Origin of the sequence: Achromobacter sp. UBA2119, from assembly GCF_002331005.1 — a bacterium.
In the GTDB taxonomy this organism is placed as follows: domain Bacteria; phylum Pseudomonadota; class Gammaproteobacteria; order Burkholderiales; family Burkholderiaceae_B; genus Achromobacter; species Achromobacter animicus.
In genome coordinates this window covers 500193-521907 of sequence record NZ_DCYD01000018.1, presented here as the reverse complement: position 1 = coordinate 521907, position 21715 = coordinate 500193, and the positions used below count along the sequence as shown (strand labels likewise).

Here is a 21715-nt window from a genome sequence, read left to right as displayed (position 1 = left end):
ATTTACGTCAACACGAACCCGCTTGCAAAAATCGGGCTGACCATAGATTTTTTTGCCTTTATCCGGGCAATTCGGATCGGCGCGCAGCCTGTATAACGAAACGTTTCAATACAATCCAGGCATGCCGGTGAGACGTCGGCCGCCAACGCCGGGGAAGCCCCGGCGCATTTTTCCTGGAGGAAGCCTGCCAATGATCCGGCTATTGCCGCCGACGCTGTTGCTGACGCTAGCCGGCTGCGCCACCGCGCCGCCCTCGAATCCCGACAACATCTGCGCCATCTTCCGAGAGAAACCGGAATGGCACGACGCGGCGCTGGACGTGCAGAAGAAATGGGGCGCCCCGGTGCCGGTGCCCATTGCCATGATGTACCAGGAGTCTTCCTTCAAGCACGACGCCTTGCCGCCGCGCTATTACTTTCTGGGCTTCATCCCGTGGGGCCGCGTCAGTTCCGCCTATGGGTATGCGCAGGCCAAGGACGAAACCTGGGCCGACTACAAGCGCGAAGCGGGCGGCTGGACGTCCAGCCGGGACAATTTTGCCGATGCGCTCGACTTCATGGGCTGGTACATGAGCAAGACGCAGCGCATCAACGGCATCTCGAAGTGGGATGCGTATGGGCAGTACCTGAACTATCACGAAGGCTGGACCGGCTACCGCAACCGTAGTTATGACCGTAAGGCGTGGTTGAAGACCGTGTCGCAGAAAGTGCAGGCGCGCGCCGAGAAATTTACCGCGCAGTACAAGAGCTGCGAGTCGAGCCTGTCGCGGGGCGGATGGTTCTGGTAAGGCGGCGCCTGTCGGGTGTCTGACACCCCGCAGAGACGGCGGTACAGGCTGAGGAACGTCTCCCGAGGGTGTCAGACACCGTTGTGCACCTGCGCGGCGACAGGTCAAAAAAAAATCCCCCGCGCCGCAAGGCTTTCGGGGGATTTTTCATCTACGGGCATCAGCCCGCAGCGATCAGAAGTCCATGCTGGCCGACAGCGAGAACGTGCGCGGACCGCCAAGGACGAGGTAGCCGTTGCCCGGATAGCCGCCCACCGACGACCAGTAGTTGCGGTTGGCAATGTTGTCGACGCGGGCGCGCAGCGTCACGACGTGGCCGTCGACGTCCATCATGTAGCGCAGGCCGGCGTCAAAGCGCGTCCAGCCGGGAACCTTGAGCGTGTTGGCGTCATCGGCATACGACGAGCCGGTGTAGACCACGCGGCCATCGATGGCCAGGCCTTCCACGCCCGGGATGTCCCATTCCACGCCCATGTTGGCCTGGAAGCGCGGTACGCCGATCACGCGGTTGCCGTTCAGCGAGGCGGTGCCGGTCTTGACCTGCTTGGCATCCAGCCAGGTCAGGCCGCCCAGGAGACGCACGCTGCGCACGGGCTCGCCGAAGACGGTCAGTTCGACGCCTTGGTGGCGGTCCTTGCCCGAATTGGTAAAGGTGTTATCCGCGGTGTAGGTGGCGCGCGGCTTGTCGGTGGTGAAAAACGCCAATCCGCCGCCCAAACTCTCGCCCTCGTACTTGATGCCGACTTCCTTTTGCTTGGACACGTAGGGCTGGAGGCTTTCCCCCCCGTTGGTCACGTCACGCCCGTTAGCGGTCAACGGCGCGGTGTCTCCGGCCACAAGCGCTTCAATATAGTTGGCATAGAGCGAAACGCTCGGCGAAACCTTGAAAACCAAGCCAGCCGCCGGCGAGTTGTGGCTGGCGTTGTAGGAGCTTTCTACCCCTCCATCGTTCTTTCCCGTGTCATAAGAGTAGTTTTGGTTAGACAGTCGTTGATGGCGAATGCCAAGTGTCAGCAGCACTTTGTCGTCGAAGAACGACATGGTGTCGCCTATTGCGTAGCTGCTAAGTCGAACGCGACCCTGGAGAGCCGGATTATCCATATCGTTGCCACGCAGCGCCCTGGCGCTGAACGCGGGCTTAGGATACGAAATCGGGTCGTAGATGTTTGTGGGGAACGTATTTGCAAAGTCCATCACGTACGCGTTGTACTTCTTCAAATCGAAGAAGGACGCAGACGCGACAAACTCGTGTCCCACTGGACCGGTGCGAGCCTTGGCGCGCAGGCCCAACTCACCAGTATTCACGCGGTCTTCACGCGCGTTGTCGAATCGATAGAAGTTGCCGTCGCCGGTGGCACCGTTCGTCAGCGTCACGTTCCCCAGCGAATTCGCTTCTTTACTGCGGCGCATGCCAAACGCGGCATACGCAGTCAGCTTGTCGCTGAAGTCATGTTCGGCGCGCACCGTACCAAAAACGTCGCGCTCATTGGAATACGTCCAGGGCTGCGCATAATTGGAGCTCGCGTCGGGCGCGTCCGGCACCGTCGTCACCCCTCTAAGCGTCACGTTGGGACGCGCTCGTTTGAGCCTGTTGTTCTGCCAGCCAATATCAGCCGACAACCGCGTGTCGGCAGAGCGCCAATCCAATCCAAGCGACAGCACGCTCGTTCTCATGCGTTCATCGTCGACGCCAGTGCCGCCGGTACGCTGGGCAGCATTGATCCGGATGCCGGTGCTATCGTCCGGGCCAAACCGTCGCGCAATGTCAGTCGACAGCAGGAACTGCTCGCCGCTGGATACGCCCGTCGTGACGCGAGTCAAAGGTTCATTGGGCGCACGCTTTGGCACCAGATTGATCATTCCCCCGATACCGCCACCCCCAGGCGAGGCGCCCGTCAAAAAGGCGGATGCGCCGCGCAGCACCTCCACACGTTCAAACAGTTCTGTAGCGATGTACTGGCGAGGCAGCAGGTTGAAAAGACCGTTGTACGCCACATCATCCGAGCTGGTGATGAACCCGCGGATGAAATACGACTCCTGGAAATTGCCGAAACCGCGAGCGACCCGCACGCCCGCATCGTTCTGCAGCACGTCCGCCACGCTCTTCGCCTGACGATCCTGAATCAGCTCATTCGTGTAGCTGGTCACGCTGAACGGCGTGTTCATGAAATCCTCGGTGCCGAGGATGCCGACACGGCCGCCGCGGGCCACCTGGCCGCCCGCGAACGGCGCCGACAGGCCGCCGGCGGATGCGTCAGCGCTCGCCTCGACCCGGATGGCGTCCATCGAGGTCACGGGACCGCTGGTCGTGGCGGGCTGGGTCGTCTGGGGGGCTGTCTGGGGCGCGGTCTGGGCGTGGACGGCGCCAAAGCACGGCAGCGCGGCGGCCATGCAAGCGAGAGTTCTGATTTTCATAGGGGGACGCTGGTGGTGCGGAAACAAGCTCCGCGGTGCGGTGGGGAGATCCGCTTGAGAGATCTGACGCGCTAGATGTTACCAAAAGAGAATCGTTCTCATTGCGTCCCTCAAGAAGAATCCGTGCTCAACGTTGCGGCTGAACAACAGATTCCGTCCTGATTCAGCAGATGCTCAATGCATCTTCCGCCGCCGGGCTCTCCACGGCGTCGTATGCCGTCAGCGCCTCGGCAAGGGCCGCATCGGCAGCCGGCGTGATGCCGGCGCCCTGCTTCGACGCCGCCACGACGGCGGGGCCGGCCACCAGCACAAAATGAACGGGCACCTTGCCCGCCATCAGCAGCAGCACCCCTTCTTCACCATCCGGCGTGGCGCTGGCGGCAGCGGCGGAACCGGCGGGCAACACCGCAAAGTCCGGATCGCCCCCCGCCACCTTGGGCAGCGGCGGCCCGCCCTTGCTGCGGTGCCTGGCGCGCACGCCCAAGTCGCCCTGCACCGCATAGAACCAGGCATTCCAGCCAGGCGGCATGGGCAGGAGCGTCGTCGCGCCCGGCCGCAGCCAGCCGTCCAGGATCAGCAGCGGTTCGGGCGCGCACAAGGGCGATTCAAGACCGGCATAGCTGCCCGCCACCACGCGGACCTTGCCCGAGGGGGTCTGGATGACCGGCATGTCCGCAGCGCGCAGCAACGACGTAGACGGCGGCAGGGACTTCAGATGCGCCGGGTGGTCGATGAAGATCTGCAGTCCGTGCAGCGTGGCGTCGCCCCCCGGCCGTTGCGCGTGCACGATGCCTCGCCCCGCTTGTGTCCACTGCAGGTCGCCCGCGCGGATTTCGCGGTTGTTCTCGATGCCTTCCAGGCTCTGCATGACGCCCGTGCTGTCTTCCAGCAGCAGCGTCGCGGCGCTGACGCCGGCGTGCGTATGTGGCTCAAACGTGGGACCCGCCATGACGAAGTGGTCCACCAGCACCACGGGCGACATGTACCCCGAAAAATCGGTATGGCGGAACTGACGGATGGTGCAGGCGTCGCCCAGGTAGCGGCTGGATCCGGCGATGACGGCGCTGAGATGAAGAGTCAAAAAGTGCTGCCTTGCTGTTTGCTGAACATGTATTGCGGCGACAGCTTATGAGGTCGGCCCGCCGGACAGTAGGGGCCAATTTCAGGAATAATTGTCCCGGCTGTCAGGACAATGCCACCAAATTTTCGAATTTCTCCTATTAAAACGCTGTATGCCTAACTACGTTCATCGCCTTGAAGACCTGCTGCTTTTCAGCGAAGTAGTCGAAAAAGGTGGCTTCTCGGCGGCCGCACGTGTGTTGAATATGCAACGTTCCAAGCTCAGCCGCCGGGTTGCGGAGCTTGAAGCGCGCCTGGGTGTGCGGCTGCTTCAACGCAATACACGCCGTGTGTCGCTGACGCCGATGGGCGAACAGATACATGCCCACGCCCAGGCGCTGGCCCGCGAAGCGCGCAGCGTCTTCGATCTGGCTGCGTCGATGGGCGATGCGCCAGCCGGCATGCTGCGCATCACCGCGCCGGCGCCGCTCGCGACGCGGGTGTTGGGCGGGCTGGTCGCCCGCTTCTGCGCGGACCATCCGCGCGTGCGGGTGCTGCTGGATACCCGCGACCAGATCATCGATCTGGTCGGTGAAGGCTACGACCTGGCGTTCCGCGCCCAGGCGTCTTCGCTCACGGATGCCAAGCTCAATGCGCTGGAAATTGCCCCTGTGCCGCTGGCGCTGGTGTGCAGCCCTGCGATGGCCAGATCCGCACCGCGCCACCCGCGCGATCTGGCCGCCCTGCCCCTCCTGGCCCACGGCACGCAGGACGGCCCGCACACCTGGCGGCTGACCGGGCCAGCGGGCGAGATGGAATCGGTGGAGTTCCAGCCGCGCAGCCTGAGCAGCAATATGGACACGCTGCGCGCAATGGCCAGCGCGGGGCTGGGCGTGGCGCTGGTCCCGCGCTATCTGTGCGGCCCTGAACTCGACCAGGGCGATCTGGCGCATATCCTGCCCAGCTGGTCGGCGGCACCCGCGCGGATCTACGCCGTCATGCCCGCGCGCTGCGGTGAGCCGCTGGCGTTGAAACGATTTCTTGAATACGTGGCGGCGGAGCTGCCGGCGCGCCTGATCTAAGGGCCATTCTTGCGCGCGCAGGGTCTTGCAGGCTTGGCGCGCGTCCGCCAAAGTAAGGGTTTCGCCGAATCCGGACCGGTCTGGGTCGATAAAGGGCCGGAACTTTGACGCGTCGCCCAAGTCTTATATAAGATATAAGACATAAACCAAGATATAGACCCTCGGCAAACTTGTCCAAGAGACAATGACAAACCTGCCGAAACGCCTGAAAATGCCGCCTTCAGCCTGGGCAAAACCACGGAGTCCATCATGCCGCACAACACCCTAGACACACTCAAGAATTTCAAGATCGGCAACAAGTCCTGTCAGTTCTACTCGCTGCCGGCGCTGGGCAAATCGCTTGGCATCGACGTGCAGCGGCTGCCGGTCTCCATCCGCATCGTGCTGGAATCCGTGCTGCGCAACTGCGATGGCAAGAAAGTCACCGAAGAACACGTGCGGCAGCTCGCCAACTGGCAGGCCAACGCCAAGCGCGAAGATGAAATTCCCTTTGTGGTCGCCCGGGTCGTGCTGCAGGACTTCACCGGCGTGCCGCTCTTGGCCGACATCGCGGCCATGCGCTCGGTTGCCGACAAGATGGGCAAGAGCCCCAAGAGCATCGAACCCCTGGTGCCCGTGGACCTGGTGGTGGACCACTCGGTCATGATCGACTACTTCGGCACCAAGAACGCGCTGGACCTGAACATGAAGCTGGAGTTCAAGCGCAACCAGGAGCGCTACCAGTTCATGAAATGGGGCATGCAGGCGTTCGACACCTTCGGCGTCGTGCCGCCGGGCTTCGGCATCGTCCACCAGGTCAACCTGGAATACCTGGCGCGCGGCGTGCACCAGGACAAGAAGAACAACGTCTTCTACCCCGATTCGCTGGTGGGCACCGACAGCCACACCACCATGATCAACGGCATCGGCGTGGTCGGCTGGGGCGTGGGCGGCATCGAAGCCGAAGCCGGCATGCTGGGCCAGCCCGTGTACTTCCTGACGCCCGATGTGGTGGGCGTCGAGCTCAAGGGCCAACTGCGCGGCGGCGTCACCGCCACCGACCTGGTGCTGACCATCACCGAAATGCTGCGCCGTGAAAAGGTGGTGGGCAAGTTCGTCGAATTCTGCGGCGAAGGCACCGCCAGCCTGACCGTGGCCGAACGCGCCACCATCGGCAACATGGCGCCCGAGTACGGCGCCACCATGGGCTTCTTCCCGGTCGACGAACGCACCATCGACTACTTCCGCGGCACCGGCCGCACCGAAGAGGAAATCGCTGCCTTCGAGGCCTATTTCAAGGCGCAGAAGATGTTCGGCGTTCCCGCGGCCCAGGACATCAACTTCACCAAGCTGCTGACGCTGGACCTGTCCACCGTCGCCCCGTCGCTGGCTGGCCCCAAGCGTCCGCAGGACCGCATCGAGATCGGCAACGTCAAGAACACGTTCATCGACCTGTTCTCCAAGCCGGTCGCCGAAAACGGCTTCAACCAGCCCGCCGAAAAGCTGGATCAAACCTTCACCACCAGCACCGGCACCAAGGTCAAGAACGGCGACATCCTGATCGCCGCCATCACGTCCTGCACCAACACGTCCAACCCCAGCGTGCTGCTGGCGGCGGGCCTGTTGGCCAAGAAGGCCGTGGAAGCCGGCCTGACAGTGCCCAAGCACATCAAGACCTCGCTGGCCCCCGGATCGCGCGTGGTCACCGAATACCTGACCAAGACGGGCCTCTTGCCCTACTTGGAAAAGCTGGGCTTCGACGTGGCGGCCTACGGCTGCACGACCTGCATCGGCAACGCCGGCGACCTGACGGCTGACTTGAACGAAGCCATCACCAGCAACGACCTCGTTTGCTCGGCAGTGCTCTCGGGCAACCGCAACTTCGAGGCGCGCATCCATCCGAACATCAAGGCCAACTTCCTGGCCTCGCCGCCGCTGGTCGTGGCCTACGCCCTGGCCGGCACCGTCACGCGCGACCTGATGACCGAGCCCGTGGGCCGCGGCAAGAATGGCGACGTGTGGCTGGGCAACATCTGGCCGACCACCGAGGAAATCGACGCGCTCCTGAAGTACGCGCTGGACCCCGAGGCCTTCGAGGCCAACTACGGCCAGGTCAAGAGCAACCCCGGCAAGCTGTGGGAAAACATCAAGGGCGTCACGGGCGATACCTACAACTGGCCCGACTCCACGTACATCGCCGAACCGCCCTTCTTCGAAGGTTTCGGCATGACGCCGGGCGCGATGCCCACGGTCAAGGGCGCGCGCGCGCTGGGCGTGTTCGGCGACTCGGTCACCACCGACCACATCTCGCCCGCCGGCTCCATCAAGGAAAGCTCTCCCGCCGGCAAGTGGCTGAAGGAAAACGGCGTCATGAAGGCCGACTTCAACAGCTACGGTTCGCGCCGCGGCAACCATGAAATCATGATGCGCGGCACCTTCGCCAACGTGCGCATCAAGAACCTCATGATTCCCGCGCTGCCGGACGGCAGCCGCTTCGAAGGCGGCGAAACCCTGTTCCAGCCCACCGGCGAACAGATGTCGATCTACGACGCCGCCATGAAGTACGTCGCGGCCGGCACGCCCACCGTGGTGTTCGGCGGCGAAGAATACGGCACCGGCTCGTCGCGCGACTGGGCCGCCAAGGGCACCCAACTGCTCGGCGTCAAGGCAGTCATCACGCGCAGCTTCGAGCGCATCCACCGCAGCAACCTGGTGGGCATGGGCGTGCTGCCCCTGCAGTTCAAGGGCAACGACAGCGTGCAGTCGCTGGGAATCACCGGCGAAGAAACGTACGACATTTCGGGCCTGGAAAACGGCATCAAGCCGATGCAGGACGTGACGCTGACGATCACGCGCAAGGACGGTTCGAAGCAGGACGTGACCGTGCTGCTGCGTATCGACACCCCGATCGAGGTCGATTATTACCAGCACGGCGGGATCCTGCCGTTTGTGTTGCGCCAGCTGCTCGCTGCCTGATCGTCAACGGTTGCAGCTTAGTAAATACGCCCCGGGACCTTGCGGTTCCGGGCGTTTTTCTTGGGCGGCAGAGGTGTCTGACACCCTCCAGAGATGTCTTCGGCTTGCGGCCGTTTCTCAACCGGTGTCAGACACCAGGTAACGGCGCGGGCTTAATCAAACTGATAGGCGTCCATCGCCAACGCCGCGTACGACACCTCGTCATTCAGCCGCCGCGCCTTCGTGCCGCCCGCGCCCAATGCCACATACAGCGGCATCAGATGATCGTCATGCGGATGCGCCTGCATGGCGCCGGGCGCCTGCGCCTGCCAATCCAGCAGCGCAGGCACATCGTGATGCGCCAGCTTGTCCGCGTACCACGCCTGAAAGCCCGGTACATAGTCGGCCGCCGGCGCGTTCTGCGGCATGCGGACGTGGCGCAGGTTGTGCGTCAGCGACCCCGAGCCGATGATCAGGATGTCTTCGTCGCGCAGGCGCGCCAGCGCGCGGCCCAGTTCCATCTGTCCCGCCGCGTCGCGCCCCATGTCCAGTGACAGTTGCACAACCGGCACATCCACATCCGGGTACAGATAGCGCAGCGGCACCCAGGCCCCGTGGTCCAACGGGCGCCGTGGATCACGATCGGCGGCGATGCCCGATTCGGCCAGCAGCGCCTGCACGCGCGCGGCCAGTTCGGGCGACCCGGGCGCGGCGTACTGCAGCGCGTAAAGCTCCTGCGGGAAGCCGCCGAAGTCGTGCCAGGCGACCTGCTGATCGCGGGTCGAGAGCGCCAGCCCCTCGCCCATCCAGTGCGGCGAAACGACCAGGATGCCGCGCGGCTTGCGGCCCTGCGCGGCGCTCCAGTCCGCTAGTGCGGGGCCGGTGCGGCCGGGCTCGACGGCGAGCATGGGAGAACCGTGAGATACGAAAAGCGTAGGCCAACGCATGGCTGTGCCTCCAGAAACAATAACGATGCCGCCATTGTCGGCCGATTCAAACGAGCAATAAACCCCCGGCTTCGGGATAATCTGTTGCCCGATAAGCATCAATGAAGATCGTGCGCGCTTGGGAAGTCTGCCGTGGTCACGCCCCTACCGGACGGCGGCGGGGTCAGTCAGGTCGCCGCGCAATGGGCCGTCACCCCGCCAAGGGTGCCGGGCGTTAAACTACGTCGTTACACACTGAATGGACGTTCCCCGAAGTTATGGCCCGATCCCGCAGCCAATCCGCTCCCCGCATGACCCGTGACGCTACCCGGCTGGTCGCGCTTGCCCAGGCGCTGAACCGCTCGGGCAGCCGCGTCGAAGACGTCTTCTGGGAGACCCAGCTTGGCGAAGCGATCCCGAAGCTGCTCAAGGCTGGCCAGGACGCCCCGCTCGAAGCGGCGCTGGACCACCTTGCCCAAAGCGACGTGGGCGCCTACGAGGTTCTGATCGAACAGGCCGAAACCCTGTCCGAATCGATGAAGATCGAGAAAAACGGCGTTCGCTACGACATCCTGCTGATCGTCGCGCCCATCGTTGCCTGGACCCGCTACGCCATTCCCACCGGCCCCATTTCGGCCAGCGCCCAGCAAGCCCTGCTGGCCCAGCTTCACGGGCATGTCTTGTCGAGCAACGCGCGCACCACGTTGATGCCGCTGCTGGTCAGCGTGGACCAGATGCCGCGCACATTCTCCGAAACCTGGCAATGGCTGCAACGCCTGGGCTCGCAGGCGCTGGGCGCCGAGACCACCAAGCCGGCGCTGAACACCGACACCGAAACCGCGAACATGCTGGCCGACACGCGCTACATCGTCGGCACGGTCGCCGTGCCCGAAGGCGAGCCGATCTTCCGCTGGCAGGAAAAGCTGGGCGATGCCGACGCCAGCCGTGATGCCTGCCTGGCGCAATGGGCCGCGCAAGCGCAGCCCACACTGGCCGCGCTGCTGCCGGGGTGCGGTTTCGAGGCCCTGCTGCCCGACGCCTACTACGTCAGCAACCGCGAAGCCGACCGTCAGGTGCGCCCGCTGTCGCTGCGCGCGGCGGTCAGCTGGCTGGAAGGCGCCGTCAACCTTGAAGCCTCGCAGCTGCGGGCCGTGGTGGCCGGCTGCGGCGAAGGCCGCATCGACGAATACCGCATCGGCTTTACCGCGCGCAGCAGCAACGACGTCTACTACGGTTGCGTGTGGCCGCTGTACGGCCGCGAGGAAGACCTGGTCATGGACGAAGGCCAGCCCGACGTGGTCGACGAGATCGCGGCACTGCTGAAGGAATACGGGGTCACCGACGTTCGCCGCATCCCCGGCGTGCTGCCGCCCGAGTACTGCGAGGACTGCGGCGCGCCCTACTTCCCGAATCCCCTGGGCGAACTGGTGCACGCCGAACTGCCCGAGGACGCCGAGGCCGCCCCCGCCCAGTTCCACTAGGCCAGCCATGCAAGCGGACATTTTCTGCCGCGTCGTCGACAACTACGGCGATATCGGCGTCTGCTGGCGTCTTGCGCGCCAGCTCGCGCGCGATTTCCAGTGGGATGTCCGCTTGTGGGTCGACGACCTGGCCAGCTTCTCGCACATCCAGCCCGGCGTCTCGGCCGACGCCGCGCGCCAGCAGTTGTTGGGCGTCGACGTCGTGCATTGGTCCGATGCACCGGACGCCACGCTGCAGGCGCGCGACGTCGTGATCGAGGCGTTCGCGTGCGATCCGCCCGAGGCCTTCGTCGCGTCCATGCGCCGCAGCCACCCCGTCTGGATCAACCTGGAATATCTGAGCGCCGAAGCGTGGGTCGAAAGCTGCCACGGGCTGCCGTCACAGCGGCCGGACGGCCTGGTGAAGCACTTCTTTTTTCCGGGCTTTACGCCGGCCACGGGCGGCCTGCTACGCGAACCGGCCCTGGCCGTGGAGCGCGAAGCGCTGCAGGGCTCGGCGGACATGCAGGACGCCTTCCTGCGGTCGGCCGGCGTGCCGGACGATGCGCTGGCGCTGCGGCGCAGTGGCGCGCGCACCGTGTCCCTGTTTTGCTATCCGTCGGCGCCGGTGGCCGAACTGGCCCAGGCCCTGGCGGCCGACACGCGCCCCACCCTGCTGCTGGCGCCGCAGGGCGTCGCGCCCGCGCTGGAAGCGGCCTGCCAGTCGGCTGGCGCGCCGCGCGTCGTCCGGTTGCCTTTTCTGGCGCAGCCCGATTACGACCGCCTGCTGTGGTGCGCGGACCTCAATTTCGTGCGTGGCGAAGATTCCTTCGTGCGGGCCGCCTGGGCCGCCCGGCCGCTGGTCTGGCAGATCTATCCCCAGGACGAAAACGTCCATCTTGAAAAGCTGGAAGCCTGGCTGGCGCGCTATCCGGCCCCCGAAACGGCGCATGCGCTGATCCGCGCCTGGAACGAGTCCGAACCCGGCCGCACGGCCCCGGCCGTCAGCGGCGCGCTGGCGCCCGACGCCTGGCACGCGTGGTCCGACGCAGCCCGCCACTGGAACGCCAGCCAGTCGGCCCTGCCCGGCCTGGCCGAAAATCTGGCCACGTTTTGCGCAGAGTTGGCCAAGAAACGTTAGAATAGAGAGTTTTCTGAGTTGCCCTGAATCTGTCGGGCCTCAACTATGACGCCTCCCGGGGTGTGCAAAGCCTCACGCGGCTTATGCAAGCACGGCGAGTGCACCCATCACCCCCGGAGTTTTATCGATGAAAACCGCTCAGGAATTGCGAGTCGGAAACGTGGTCATGGTCGGCAAGGATCCCCTCGTGGTCCAGAAGGCCGAATACAACAAGTCTGGCCGTAACGCCGCCGTGGTCAAGCTGAAGTTCAAGAACCTCTTGACCGCCTCGGCCAGCGAATCGGTCTACAAGGCCGACGAAAAGTTCGAAGTCGTTCAACTGGATCGCAAGGAATGCACGTATTCCTACTTCGGCGACCCGATGTACGTCTTCATGGACGAAGAGTACAACCAGTACGAAATCGAAGCCGAAAGCATGGGCGACGCGCTCAACTACCTGGAAGAAGCGATGCCCGTGGAAGTGGTCTTCTACGACGGCCGCGCCATCTCGGTTGAACTGCCCACCACGCTCGTGCGCGAAATCACCTACACCGAACCCGCCGTCCGTGGCGATACCTCGGGCAAGGTGACCAAGCCGGCCAAGATCAACACCGGCTACGAACTGAACGTGCCGCTGTTCTGCGCCATCGGCGACAAGATCGAAATCGACACCCGCACCAACGAATACCGCAGCCGCGTCAACAACTGATCCGGCCCAGCGCAAAAAAGCCAGACCTATTTCGGTCTGGCTTTTTTTTTGGGCGGTGGGTGGCAAGGTGTCTGACACCCTTTGAGACGCTGCTTCAAACTGCAGATTATCCAGCCAGGAGAGCCGGACACCTCGGCCCGCTATTGCAATCGTTCGTCGTCCAGAAAATCCGGCACGGCCATGACTTCGATGCCGTCCTCGGCCAGGGCTTCGCGTTCTTCCACCGTGGCGGTGCCGCGGATGGGGCGGTCGTCGGCGTCGCCTTCGTGGATGCGGCGCGCTTCTTCGGCGAAGCGGGGGCCGACGTTTTCGGTGCTGCGCACCAGCGCGCGAACCTGGCGCATGACGGCGGCCTGCAGGGCCGCCATCTTTTCCGCGTCGGACGCGCCGGCCGGCACGAGCGGCTTGGCCGCGGGCGCGTGCAGATGGGCCACGTTCAGCCGGGGCGCGGACAGGCGCTTGGTGATGGTGGCGGACCCGCAGACGGGGCACGTGACAAGGCCGCGCGCTTGCTGCGCGTCGTAGTCTTCGTGCGACCCGAACCACCCTTCAAAGATGTGGTCGTGGTCGCACTGGAGGTCAAAAACTTTCAGAGCCATGGCGTCTATATGGGGTGCAACAGCAAGAGTACAAGAAGGCGCGCCATTTGGCCCGGGTTTGCGCCACCGGGCTGCCGACCAGCGCCTGTTGCGCCTGCAGGGCGTCGATCTGGCACTGCAGGTCGCGCAGTCGCTGGCGTATGTCCTTCAACGGATCCGGCCACCTCGGCCGGATCCGGCTTTAATTCATTCACGCAGCGTGAGATGGATCAGTCCGCGTCAGGCGGCCCGAAGTGCAGACGCGGCACCGCGGCCAGCAGCCGGCGCGTGACTTCCTGGCGCGGCGCCAGCAAGACCGACTCGGCCTGACCCAGCTCAACGATGCGGCCCTTGTCCATGACCGCGATGCGGTCCGCCAGATACTCGACCACCCCGAAGTTGTGGGTGATGAAGAGATACGCGATGCCCAGATCGGCCTGCAGCTCGCGCAGCAGATCCAGAATCTGCGCCTGTACCGACACATCCAGCGCCGAGGTGGGCTCGTCGCAGATCAGCACCTTGGGTTCGACCGCCAGCGCGCGCGCAATGGCGATGCGCTGGCGCTGTCCGCCCGAGAATTCATGCGGATAACGCGTCAGCGTGTTGGCGGGCAACCCGACCCGCTCGATGAGCTGCGCGGCGTGCTTCTCGCGGTCCTGGCGGCTCATGCCGCGCTTGAGCGACGCCAGCCCCTCGTCCAGGATCTCGCCGATGCGCATGCGCGGATCCAGCGAGGCATACGGGTCCTGGAACACGATCTGGATGTCCTGCCGCAGCCGCTGCAACTGGCGGCGGTCGGCGGTCAACAGGTCCTGGCCTTGCAGCATGGCGCGGCCCGAAACGCGCGCGCCGTCGATCAGCCGCAGCAAGGCCTTGCCAGTGGTGGTCTTGCCGCAGCCGGATTCGCCCAGCAGCGCCAGCGTTTCGCCCGCGCGCAGCGTGAAGGTCACGCCGTCCACGGCCTTGACCCACGACACGATGCGGCGCAGCGGCCCCTTGCGTACCGGGTAATGGACCTTCAGATCCTGCACATCCAGCACCACGCCCGCCGTGCGGTCCGGCCCGGCCTGCTGGCGCTGCTGCGCGGCCACGGCCCGGCCCTGTTCGGTCAGCGGCACGCCACGTTTGTCGAAGGTGGGGATGGCTTCGAAGAGTTGCTTGGCATACGGATGGCGCGGCGCGCGGAAGAATTCCTCGGCGCTGGCGCTTTCGACGATCTCGCCGCTGCGCATCAGGGCGACGTGATGCGCCACGTTCTTGACCACGGCCAGGTCGTGCGTGATCAGCAGGACGGCCATGCCCATTTCCTGCTGGATGCTGGCCAAAAGGTCCAGCACCTGCGCCTGCACCGTCACGTCCAGCGCGGTGGTCGGCTCGTCGGCGATCAGCAGCACGGGCTCGGCTGCCAGCGCGATGGCGATCATGACGCGCTGCTTCTGGCCACCGGAAAACTGGAAGGGATAGTCGTCGATGCGGCGGTCGGGATCGGGAATGCCTACCCGGCGCAACCAGTCGATGGCCCGCGCCCGCGCTGCGGCCCCGCGCAGCGGCGTGTGAGCCGTCAGCGTCTCGATGATCTGGTCGCCCACGCGCATGACCGGGTTCAGGCTGGTGGACGGTTCCTGGAAGATGATGCCGATGCGCCCGCCGCGCACGCCGCGCATGGCGCTTTCCGGCAGGCGGTTCAGGTCTTCGCCATCCAGGTCGATCTGCCCGCCCACGATGCGTCCGGCGTCCGGCAGCAGCCGCAGCAGCGCCAGCGCGGTCATGCTCTTGCCGCAGCCCGATTCGCCCACCAGCGCGAAGGTCTCGCGCTGGGAGATCGCCAGTTGCAGGCGCTTGACCGCATGCGTCATGCCGCTTTCGCCCGCGACGTCGACGTCCAGGCCGTTTACGGTCAGCAAGGGAATGTCGTAGCTCATGGCGCCTCTCCGGTCTTGGAGGCGCGGCCGTCCGCTGCCAGCATGGCTTCCGGACGGCGGCCAAGAAAGCCCAGGCGCGCCAGGCGGCTGGGCTTGTAGCGCCGCGTGCGCGGATCGAAGGCGTCACGCACCGCGTCCGCGAACAGGTTGGCGGCCAGCACCAGCGCCAGCATGAAGAGGAAAGCGGTCATCAGATTCCACCAGATCATGGGATCGCGCGACATTTCGAGCCGCGCGCCGTCGATCATCGAGCCGAAGGAATTCATGCTGGGATCCACACCGATGCCCAGGTAGGACAGCACGGCCTCGTAAAGCACCAGGCCCGAGAATTCCAGCACCACGGTGATCAGCACCAGATGGGCCACGTTGGGCAGCAGGTGGCGCGTCATGATGCGCCAGTGCGACACGCCAAATGCACGCGCGGCCTGCACGTATTCCAGTTCGCGCAGCTTGAGCGTTTCGGCGCGCAGCAGGCGGCACAGCCCTGCCCAGCCGGTCAGGCCCAGGATCATGCACAACAGGAACAGCCGCAGGTCGGCGCGTGCCGCCGAGGTGTCGAAGAGGTCGGAATGGTTGTCGATGTACACCTGCATCATCAGCGCGCAGGCGGCCACTAGCAGCACGCCGGGGATCGATGTGATGGTGGTGTACAGGTACTGGATGGCGTCGTCGACCTTGCCCTTGAAGTACCCGGCCGCGATCCCGAAAATGATGGCCGGCGGCAGCATCGCCAGCGTGGTGAGGCTGCCGATGACGAGCGCGGTGCGGATGCTTTTCAGCGCCTGCCACAGCACGTCGTTGCCGATGCGGTCGGTGCCCAGCGCGTGATAGCCGGTGGACAGCCCGGCCAGCGCCCCCACGGTCAGGCACAACAGGGCGAAGGTGATCGTCATGGCGCGCCAGGGAATGTCGGCGCGGCCGGCCAGCAATTCCTCGGCGGCATGGGACGCCGATCCGGTGGCGCGCGTCAGGCAGGCAAACAGCAGGACCGCGCCGGCCAACGCAACGGCCAGCCCCGCGGCAAGTCCCCATCCCAGCCGCATCGCGATATCGCCGCCGCGCTCTTTCTCGGGATCGGTCAGGTGCAGCGCCGCCCCGCGCAGCCGCGGAAAATCGCGCACCGGCTTATCGTCGACCAGCATGGTCTCTTTGGTGAACTGATGCGCGGCCAGCGGTTCGGAATAGGTTTTTTCGGGGCGCGTGAGCACGGTGCCGGCCAACAGGCCGTCCAGCGCGGACCGCACCGCGGGCGCATAGACCGGCGGGGCGTCGGCGGCGGCGCCCGGCGCGGGCGGCAGCAGCGGGCGGTAGTGGACGGAATCCAGCAGGCCGACCACCGAAAAGGCAACCAGGATGACGGCCGAACACATGGCGGGCGTGTCGCGGGCCACCCGCGCCCAGGTGGCGCGCAGATTGGGACTGCGGCGCACGTGCCAGACGTAGGCCAGCGCGCCCGCCACCATCAGCCACAGCGCGATATCGGTCCAGAGAAAGACGAACTTGGGCATGGCGGCTACTCGAAACGCACGCGGGGATCGGCCAGCGTGTAGGAAATGTCAGCCAGGATCAGCCCCACGATGTAAAGCGCAGCGCCCAGGAACACCATGGCGCGCACGATGGAAAAGTCCTGGGCATTGATGGCGTCGATGGTGTAGCTGCCCAGCCCCGGAATGCCGAAGAACGATTCGGCGATCAGGCTGCCCATGAAGAGCAGCGGCAGCGCGGCGACCGTGCTGGTGAGGATGGGCAGCATGGCGTTGCGCAGCACATGGCGGAACAGCACGACGCGTTCGGCCAGGCCCTTGGAGCGCGCGGTGCGCACGTAATCCTTGCCGATCTCTTCAAGAAACAGGGTGCGGTAGAAGCGCGCCTCGGGCCCCAGTCGCGACACGATCGCCACCAGCACCGGCAGCGCCAGGAACTTGATCACGTCCAGTCCGCCCGAATAGCCCGAGAACGGCACCAGCCGCAGCAGCTTCGCGAACAGCCACTGCCCCGCGATGATGTAGAACAGGCTTGATATCGACAGCAGCATCACGCACAGCACGACGCCCCAGAAGTCCAGCCGCGTGGCGCGGAAATACACCAGCGTCAGCGAGAACACGATGCTGGCGAACAACCCCAGAAAGAACGTGGGCACCGCCAGCGCCAGGCTGGGCCCCATGCGCGTCTTGATCTCGCGGCCAATGTCGCGGCCGCCATCCGACGCGCCAAAATCCATCACCAGCAGCGGCACCGAACGCCGGTAGAACACCGTGTCCGTGAGCTGCGCCGCGCCCTGGGCCGCGGCATTGAAAAACAGCGGCTTGTCGTAGCCGCGCTCGGCCTTCCATTTCTCGACCGCGTCTTGGCTGACGCGCTGGCCGCCGATGGCCAGCCGAGCCATGTCGTCGGGCGTGTTCACCGCGAAGAACAGGATGAAGGTAAAGAGATTGACGCCGATCAGAATCAGCACGCCGTACAACAGCCGGCGGATGACATAGCCGATCATGATTGATGCTCCTTGCGTTCGGGCGGCACAAACGCCGTCTGGCGTTCACGCCGCTTGAGCGCCACATACGAAGGCCAGATCGCCAGCGCCAGCAGCAGAATGAAGACGCCGACGGGCCACCAGATGGGCGAATTCCATTCGTCGATCTTCTGCTGTCGCAGTGCCGGGTCGATCTTCATGTACTGCAGCGTGTTGCGCACCATCTGCGTGGGCTTGGCGTTGCCGACCCACTGCTGATAGGCCCCGCCCGACATCGGGAAGTAGCCGAACATCCATGGCGCGTCGCGCTGGACGACGGTGATCATGTCGGCGATCAGGGCGGCCTTCTCGGGGCCGTCATCCAGGAATTTCATCTGCTCGAACAGCTTGTCGAACTCGGGGCTGGCATAGTTGGCCGCGTTTTCACCGCCGCCCTTGGCTTTGGCATTGGGGCCATACAGCAGGAAGAGGAAGTTCTCGGCGTCGGGGTAGTCGGCATTCCAGCCCCACAGGAAGATCTGCGCGGCGCCGCGCAGCATCTTGTCCTGGAAGCGGTTGTAGTCGGTGGCCCGCACGTCGAGCTGCACGCCAATCTTGGCCAACTGGCGCCGCATCCAGTCGGACTGCGGGTTGGAGCCGCCGCCGGACATGGAATCGAAGTACAGCACCAGCGGCGCGCCCGTCTGGGCGTTGCGCCCATCCGGGTAGCCGGCCTCGGCCAGCAGCCGCTTGGCCACATCGATGGATTTGCGCACGGGCTTGCCGTCCACCAGGTCATACACGACGGGATTGATGCCTTCGGGCGGATCGCGGTAGCCCAGCACGCCGGGCGGCACCGGGCCATAGGCCACCGACGCCTGGCTGTTCTCGAACACCGCCACGTATTCTTCCCAGTCGAAGGCGATGCTGATGGCCTGGCGCAGCTTGCGGTTGCGTTCCTGCTGCTCGGGCGTATCGCCCTTGCCCACCACCGGATCCAGCCAGTTGAAGCCCATGTACCAGTTGGCGGTCTCGACCGTGGTCGGCAGCTTGATGCCGTGCTCTTGATATTTGCGCGCCTTGTCCTGGCTGTCGCCAGCCGCCACCAGCATGGCCACGCCGTACTCGCCGCGCTCGATCTGCGGCACGTCGTAATAGCCCTGCATGAACTTGCCGGTCAGCGGAATGGCTTCCTTTTCGACGCTGAACTCGGCGCGGTCGATGAAGGGCGTGGGCTTGCCGCAGTCGGCCAGCAGGCCCGCCGCCTTGTCACCGGGTTCGCCTTCGCAGGGATAGGGCTCGCCGTGGTAATTGGGATTGCGGCCCAGCACGTGGCGGCGGTTCTGCAGCGATTCGACCAGCATGTACGGGCCGGTGCCCACCGGCCAGGTGTTCAGCGACAGGTCGTGCGCGGCCATGCCGGGCTGGTTGTAGAACCGGTCCGCTTCCCAGGGGATGGGCGCGGTGAAGGTCATGGCCAACCAGTACTTGAACTGCGGATACTTGCCGTCGACGCGGATCCGCAGCGTGTGGGCATCCAGCGCCTCGACACCCTTGAAGCCGTCGTCCTCGCGCAGGTCCAGCCAGGGCGACGCGCCCGCGCCGCCGGGCACATCGCGCCGCAGGTCCTGGTCTCGCTTGCGCAACCGGTCGCCGTAGTCTTTGAGCCCCTGCACGTGTTCGGCCATCAGCGAATAGATGGGCGACACCACGCGCGGGCTGGCCAGGCGCCGGAACGCATAGACGTAGTCGTCGGCGGTGAGCTCGCGGGTGCCCGTTAGCGGGAAATCGGGAATGTAGAACTTGTCGTCGAGTTCGCCGGGCGCCAGCGGAAAGTAGGCGTAGCTGCCGTCCGGCTTGCGGGCGAAGGCCGGATGCGGCGCGAAGCGGATGCCCGGCCGGATCTTGATGTCGTAGATGCTCTGCGCGATCTGCTCGCCGGGCGCGTCCGCGGGCAGCGTGTTGCCATCCTTGTCCAGGTACACCGGCGGATCGATCGACGCTGCCGCGCGCGGGATCAGCTCGTAGGGCCGCTTCAGGTAGTGATACGCGTAGAGCGGCTCATAGATGTTGTAGGTATATGGCGTTTCGTCGCCGGAATAGGAACTGGCCGGGTCCAGGTACTTCGGAGAGCGTTTGACGAACGCGGAATACAGCGTGTTCTGGCTTTCGGCGCCGGATGGATAGGGGCTGTTGATGGGGCTTTCTTGCGAGCAGCCCGCCAACGCCAGCGACAGCAGCATGGCCGACGCCCAGAGCCGCTTCAGTACACCCATGGAAACCTTCCCTTCGTTTCGTAGCGACAGAGGATAGCAAAAGGGGGGCCGGGGAAATACCCCGGCATGCCCTTAGAGGCGCTACGGGCGGATCGGGTTGGCGCGGGCCGGGGTGCCGGCTGGGCGGCTGGATGAAGGTGAGAAGCCCGGATGACGGCGAAGCATCCCGATGGCGGCGCTCAGCCGCACTGGCGCTGGCGCCAGCAGTCGTAGCGCCATTTCCAAGGCTGCACGGGGTCCGGCCGCGCCCACAGCCCGCGGCCGGCCGCCTTGGCCTGGCGCTGCAGGTCCGGCATCGCCTTGTCGTGCAGGTAATCGCCCTTGCGGGCCGTGTAGGCCCACTGCACGCGGTTGGCGGAGCGGCCATCGTCCAGGATCAGCGCGCAGACATCGCGGCCATATTGATCCTGCTCGTAGCACTGCGCGGTGAGCGTTTTGCCGGCCACCAGTCCGGCCAGGTGCTTGCGCGACGCCTCGGCGTCAGGCTGGCCGGGCTGATCCGTGCCATGGCCCTCTTCCGGCGCGTCGATGCTGTCCATCCGGATGCGCCGCTGCCCGTCTGGCGCCCGTAGCGTCACGGTATCGCCGTCCGCCACATTCACGATCGTGCCCGTCAGCGTGTAGCTTCCTTGCGGCACACCGTCCGCAGGCGCCGTGGCGGACGGTTTACCGCCCGCCGGCGCTGTCCCCGAGGGCTTGCCGGTTGCCGTCGGCCCCGGGCGCTGCGGCGCGGAATCCTGCGGCGAAAGCCAGTTCACGATGGCGCCCGCCGCCGCCAGAACCAGGGCGACGACAAGGGCGGTCAGCTTGCTGCCGCCGCGAAAGGGGGATTTGCCACGCACCGGCGGAACTCCAGAGGGAAAACGACAGCGAGTTTGCCACAAGGAAGCTCGCTGCAGACGCCTGATCGACGTCGTCTGACACCCCGGGATTACAACCAGCCCGACTTCCGGAACCGCCAATACAGCACCGAGCACACGGACGCGATGACGCCCAGCGTGACCGGATAGCCCCAAGGAGATTTCAGTTCCGGCATGAACTCGAAGTTCATGCCATAAATGCCGGCGATCGCGGTGGGCACGGCCAGGATGGCAGCCCACGACGCAAGTTTGCGGGTGGTGTCGTTCTGCGCCGCCTGCCCGATCATCAGGCTGGCTTCAAAGGCGAACGCCAGCGACTCGCGCAGCGAATTGAAAAGCTCATCCACGCGCAGCACGCGATCCGCCACTTCGCCAAAGTAAGGCCGTGCGTGCTCGTCCACCGCGGACATTTCGACGCGCGCCAGCCGGCGGCAGATCTCGGCCAGCGGCGACACCACGGTATGGATGCGCAAGAGATCCCGGCGCTGCCGGTACAGTCTGCGGATGTCCGAGTCCTTGGCGCCTCGGATCAGCAGCTTCTGTTCGGCGCCTTCGACGACGCTTTCGATCTTGACGGCCGCCGCCACGTAGCGGTCCACCAGCCAGTCCAGCAGCTCGGACGCCACATAATCGCTGCCGCGCTTGAGCAGGTCGGGCGAGGCTTCCAGGCGCTCGCGCAGCGGACTGTGCCCGGCGGTGGCGCCGCGCCGCACGGTGACCAGGAAGCCGTCGCCGATGAGGAACTGCGTCTCGCCGAAGATGGGACGCTCGGCTTCGACTTCGACCGTCACGGCGACGATGAGAATCATGTTGCCGTAGTCGATGATCTTGGGACGCCGGTGGGCTTCCAGCATCTCTTCCTGGTTCTTGTCGCACGCGCCAAGCTCGCGCGACACCTTGGCAAGCGTCTCCGGACTGGGGTTGCGCAACCCGATCCACAGCATGCTCTGGCCCTGAAGCTGGGCAACGTACTGGCCGGCCTCGTCGATGGGGACCTCCCGGTCCCGCCGTCCGTTCACGTAGGCGATCGATGCCACGACTTCGCCCTTGGGCGCGTCGGCGGCTTGCTCTTCAGTAGACATAGACATCCTCGGACAAATCGATCCCTGCGGTGCCGCGTGTGATTATCGGCCGATGA

16 protein-coding genes are annotated in these 21715 nt (G+C 65.1%); 6 read left to right on the top strand and 10 right to left on the bottom strand.

Annotation, left to right across the window (positions count from 1 at the left end; genetic code table 11):
• Positions 1-190: 190 nt before the first annotated feature.
• Positions 191-787, top strand: coding sequence for a hypothetical protein (locus B3098_RS23480; protein WP_056563184.1), 597 nt, complete (start codon positions 191-193; stop codon positions 785-787).
• 174 nt (positions 788-961) lie between these two features.
• On the opposite strand, the gene B3098_RS23475 is transcribed toward B3098_RS23480, so the two are convergent.
• Together B3098_RS23475 and B3098_RS23470 are read right to left on the bottom strand one after the other, a co-directional pair.
• Positions 962-3202, bottom strand: a complete 2241-nt coding sequence (locus tag B3098_RS23475) for a TonB-dependent receptor (protein ID WP_286899275.1) — start codon at positions 3200-3202, stop codon at positions 962-964.
• A gap of 163 nt (positions 3203-3365) precedes the next feature.
• Positions 3366-4283: a pirin family protein gene (locus B3098_RS23470; protein WP_286899274.1), complete on the bottom strand. Its 918-nt coding sequence runs from the start codon at positions 4281-4283 to the stop codon at positions 3366-3368.
• Between the two features lie 151 nt (positions 4284-4434).
• Between B3098_RS23470 and B3098_RS23465 the strand changes: the two genes are divergently transcribed.
• Complete coding sequence (locus tag B3098_RS23465; protein WP_286899272.1) at positions 4435-5343, top strand: LysR substrate-binding domain-containing protein; 909 nt, start codon at positions 4435-4437, stop codon at positions 5341-5343.
• 249 nt (positions 5344-5592) lie between these two features.
• Positions 5593-8298 (top strand): aconitate hydratase AcnA, encoded by a 2706-nt coding sequence (gene acnA / locus B3098_RS23460; RefSeq protein WP_175123665.1) that lies wholly within the window; start codon positions 5593-5595, stop codon positions 8296-8298.
• Positions 8299-8450: 152 nt separating this feature from the next.
• Here acnA and B3098_RS23455 read toward each other — a convergent pair whose 3' ends face one another.
• On the bottom strand, positions 8451-9224 hold the full coding sequence (locus B3098_RS23455) for a DODA-type extradiol aromatic ring-opening family dioxygenase (protein WP_286899268.1): 774 nt from the start codon (positions 9222-9224) through the stop codon (positions 8451-8453).
• Between the two features lie 257 nt (positions 9225-9481).
• Between B3098_RS23455 and B3098_RS23450 the strand changes: the two genes are divergently transcribed.
• The 3 genes from B3098_RS23450 (at position 9482) to efp (ending at position 12492) form a co-directional block, all read left to right on the top strand.
• Positions 9482-10684: a DUF2863 family protein gene (locus tag B3098_RS23450; RefSeq protein WP_175183974.1), complete on the top strand. Its 1203-nt coding sequence runs from the start codon at positions 9482-9484 to the stop codon at positions 10682-10684.
• A gap of 7 nt (positions 10685-10691) precedes the next feature.
• Entirely contained in the window at positions 10692-11804 is a 1113-nt protein-coding gene (gene earP / locus B3098_RS23445) for an elongation factor P maturation arginine rhamnosyltransferase EarP (protein WP_286899266.1), read from the top strand.
• Positions 11805-11931: 127 nt separating this feature from the next.
• Positions 11932-12492, top strand: coding sequence for an elongation factor P (gene efp / locus B3098_RS23440; RefSeq protein ID WP_006225610.1), 561 nt, complete (start codon positions 11932-11934; stop codon positions 12490-12492).
• 140 nt (positions 12493-12632) lie between these two features.
• Here the strand turns inward: efp and B3098_RS23435 are convergent, their stop codons facing one another.
• The 7 genes from B3098_RS23435 to B3098_RS23405 all read right to left on the bottom strand — a co-directional run bounded on the left by B3098_RS23435 (position 12633) and on the right by B3098_RS23405 (position 21659).
• Entirely contained in the window at positions 12633-13091 is a 459-nt protein-coding gene (locus B3098_RS23435; RefSeq protein ID WP_191575782.1) for a DUF1178 family protein, read from the bottom strand.
• A gap of 209 nt (positions 13092-13300) precedes the next feature.
• Positions 13301-14992, bottom strand: coding sequence for an ABC transporter ATP-binding protein (locus tag B3098_RS23430; RefSeq protein ID WP_286899258.1), 1692 nt, complete (start codon positions 14990-14992; stop codon positions 13301-13303).
• A complete protein-coding gene (locus B3098_RS23425) occupies positions 14989-16500 on the bottom strand; it encodes an ABC transporter permease (RefSeq protein WP_175126144.1) in 1512 nt (503 codons plus the stop codon). Before B3098_RS23425 ends, B3098_RS23430 begins: the two co-directional genes overlap by 4 nt.
• 5 nt (positions 16501-16505) lie before the next feature.
• Positions 16506-17483 carry an ABC transporter permease gene (locus B3098_RS23420; RefSeq protein WP_286899256.1) on the bottom strand — a complete coding sequence of 326 codons (978 nt, stop codon included), beginning with the start codon at positions 17481-17483 and terminating at the stop codon, positions 16506-16508.
• Complete coding sequence (locus B3098_RS23415) at positions 17480-19717, bottom strand: ABC transporter substrate-binding protein (protein ID WP_279974366.1); 2238 nt, start codon at positions 19715-19717, stop codon at positions 17480-17482. The genes B3098_RS23420 and B3098_RS23415 overlap by 4 nt, the downstream gene beginning before the upstream one ends.
• Positions 19718-19896: 179 nt before the next feature.
• Positions 19897-20559: a thermonuclease family protein gene (locus tag B3098_RS23410; RefSeq protein ID WP_286899254.1), complete on the bottom strand. Its 663-nt coding sequence runs from the start codon at positions 20557-20559 to the stop codon at positions 19897-19899.
• 89 nt (positions 20560-20648) lie between these two features.
• Positions 20649-21659, bottom strand: a complete 1011-nt coding sequence (locus B3098_RS23405; protein WP_286899252.1) for a magnesium and cobalt transport protein CorA — start codon at positions 21657-21659, stop codon at positions 20649-20651.
• Between the last annotated feature and the right edge of the window lie 56 nt (positions 21660-21715).

Coding starts and splice junctions, on each gene's coding strand:
- B3098_RS23480 (WP_056563184.1), top strand. CDS start 191: ATGATCCGGCTATTGCCGCCGACGCTGTTGCTGACGCTAGCCGGCTGC.
- B3098_RS23475 (WP_286899275.1), bottom strand. CDS start 3,202: ATGAAAATCAGAACTCTCGCTTGCATGGCCGCCGCGCTGCCGTGCTTT.
- B3098_RS23465 (WP_286899272.1), top strand. CDS start 4,435: ATGCCTAACTACGTTCATCGCCTTGAAGACCTGCTGCTTTTCAGCGAA.
- acnA (WP_175123665.1), top strand. CDS start 5,593: ATGCCGCACAACACCCTAGACACACTCAAGAATTTCAAGATCGGCAAC.
- B3098_RS23455 (WP_286899268.1), bottom strand. CDS start 9,224: ATGCGTTGGCCTACGCTTTTCGTATCTCACGGTTCTCCCATGCTCGCC.
- B3098_RS23450 (WP_175183974.1), top strand. CDS start 9,482: ATGGCCCGATCCCGCAGCCAATCCGCTCCCCGCATGACCCGTGACGCT.
- earP (WP_286899266.1), top strand. CDS start 10,692: ATGCAAGCGGACATTTTCTGCCGCGTCGTCGACAACTACGGCGATATC.
- efp (WP_006225610.1), top strand. CDS start 11,932: ATGAAAACCGCTCAGGAATTGCGAGTCGGAAACGTGGTCATGGTCGGC.
- B3098_RS23435 (WP_191575782.1), bottom strand. CDS start 13,091: ATGGCTCTGAAAGTTTTTGACCTCCAGTGCGACCACGACCACATCTTT.
- B3098_RS23430 (WP_286899258.1), bottom strand. CDS start 14,992: ATGAGCTACGACATTCCCTTGCTGACCGTAAACGGCCTGGACGTCGAC.
- B3098_RS23425 (WP_175126144.1), bottom strand. CDS start 16,500: ATGCCCAAGTTCGTCTTTCTCTGGACCGATATCGCGCTGTGGCTGATG.
- B3098_RS23420 (WP_286899256.1), bottom strand. CDS start 17,483: ATGATCGGCTATGTCATCCGCCGGCTGTTGTACGGCGTGCTGATTCTG.
- B3098_RS23415 (WP_279974366.1), bottom strand. CDS start 19,717: ATGGGTGTACTGAAGCGGCTCTGGGCGTCGGCCATGCTGCTGTCGCTG.
- B3098_RS23405 (WP_286899252.1), bottom strand. CDS start 21,659: ATGTCTACTGAAGAGCAAGCCGCCGACGCGCCCAAGGGCGAAGTCGTG.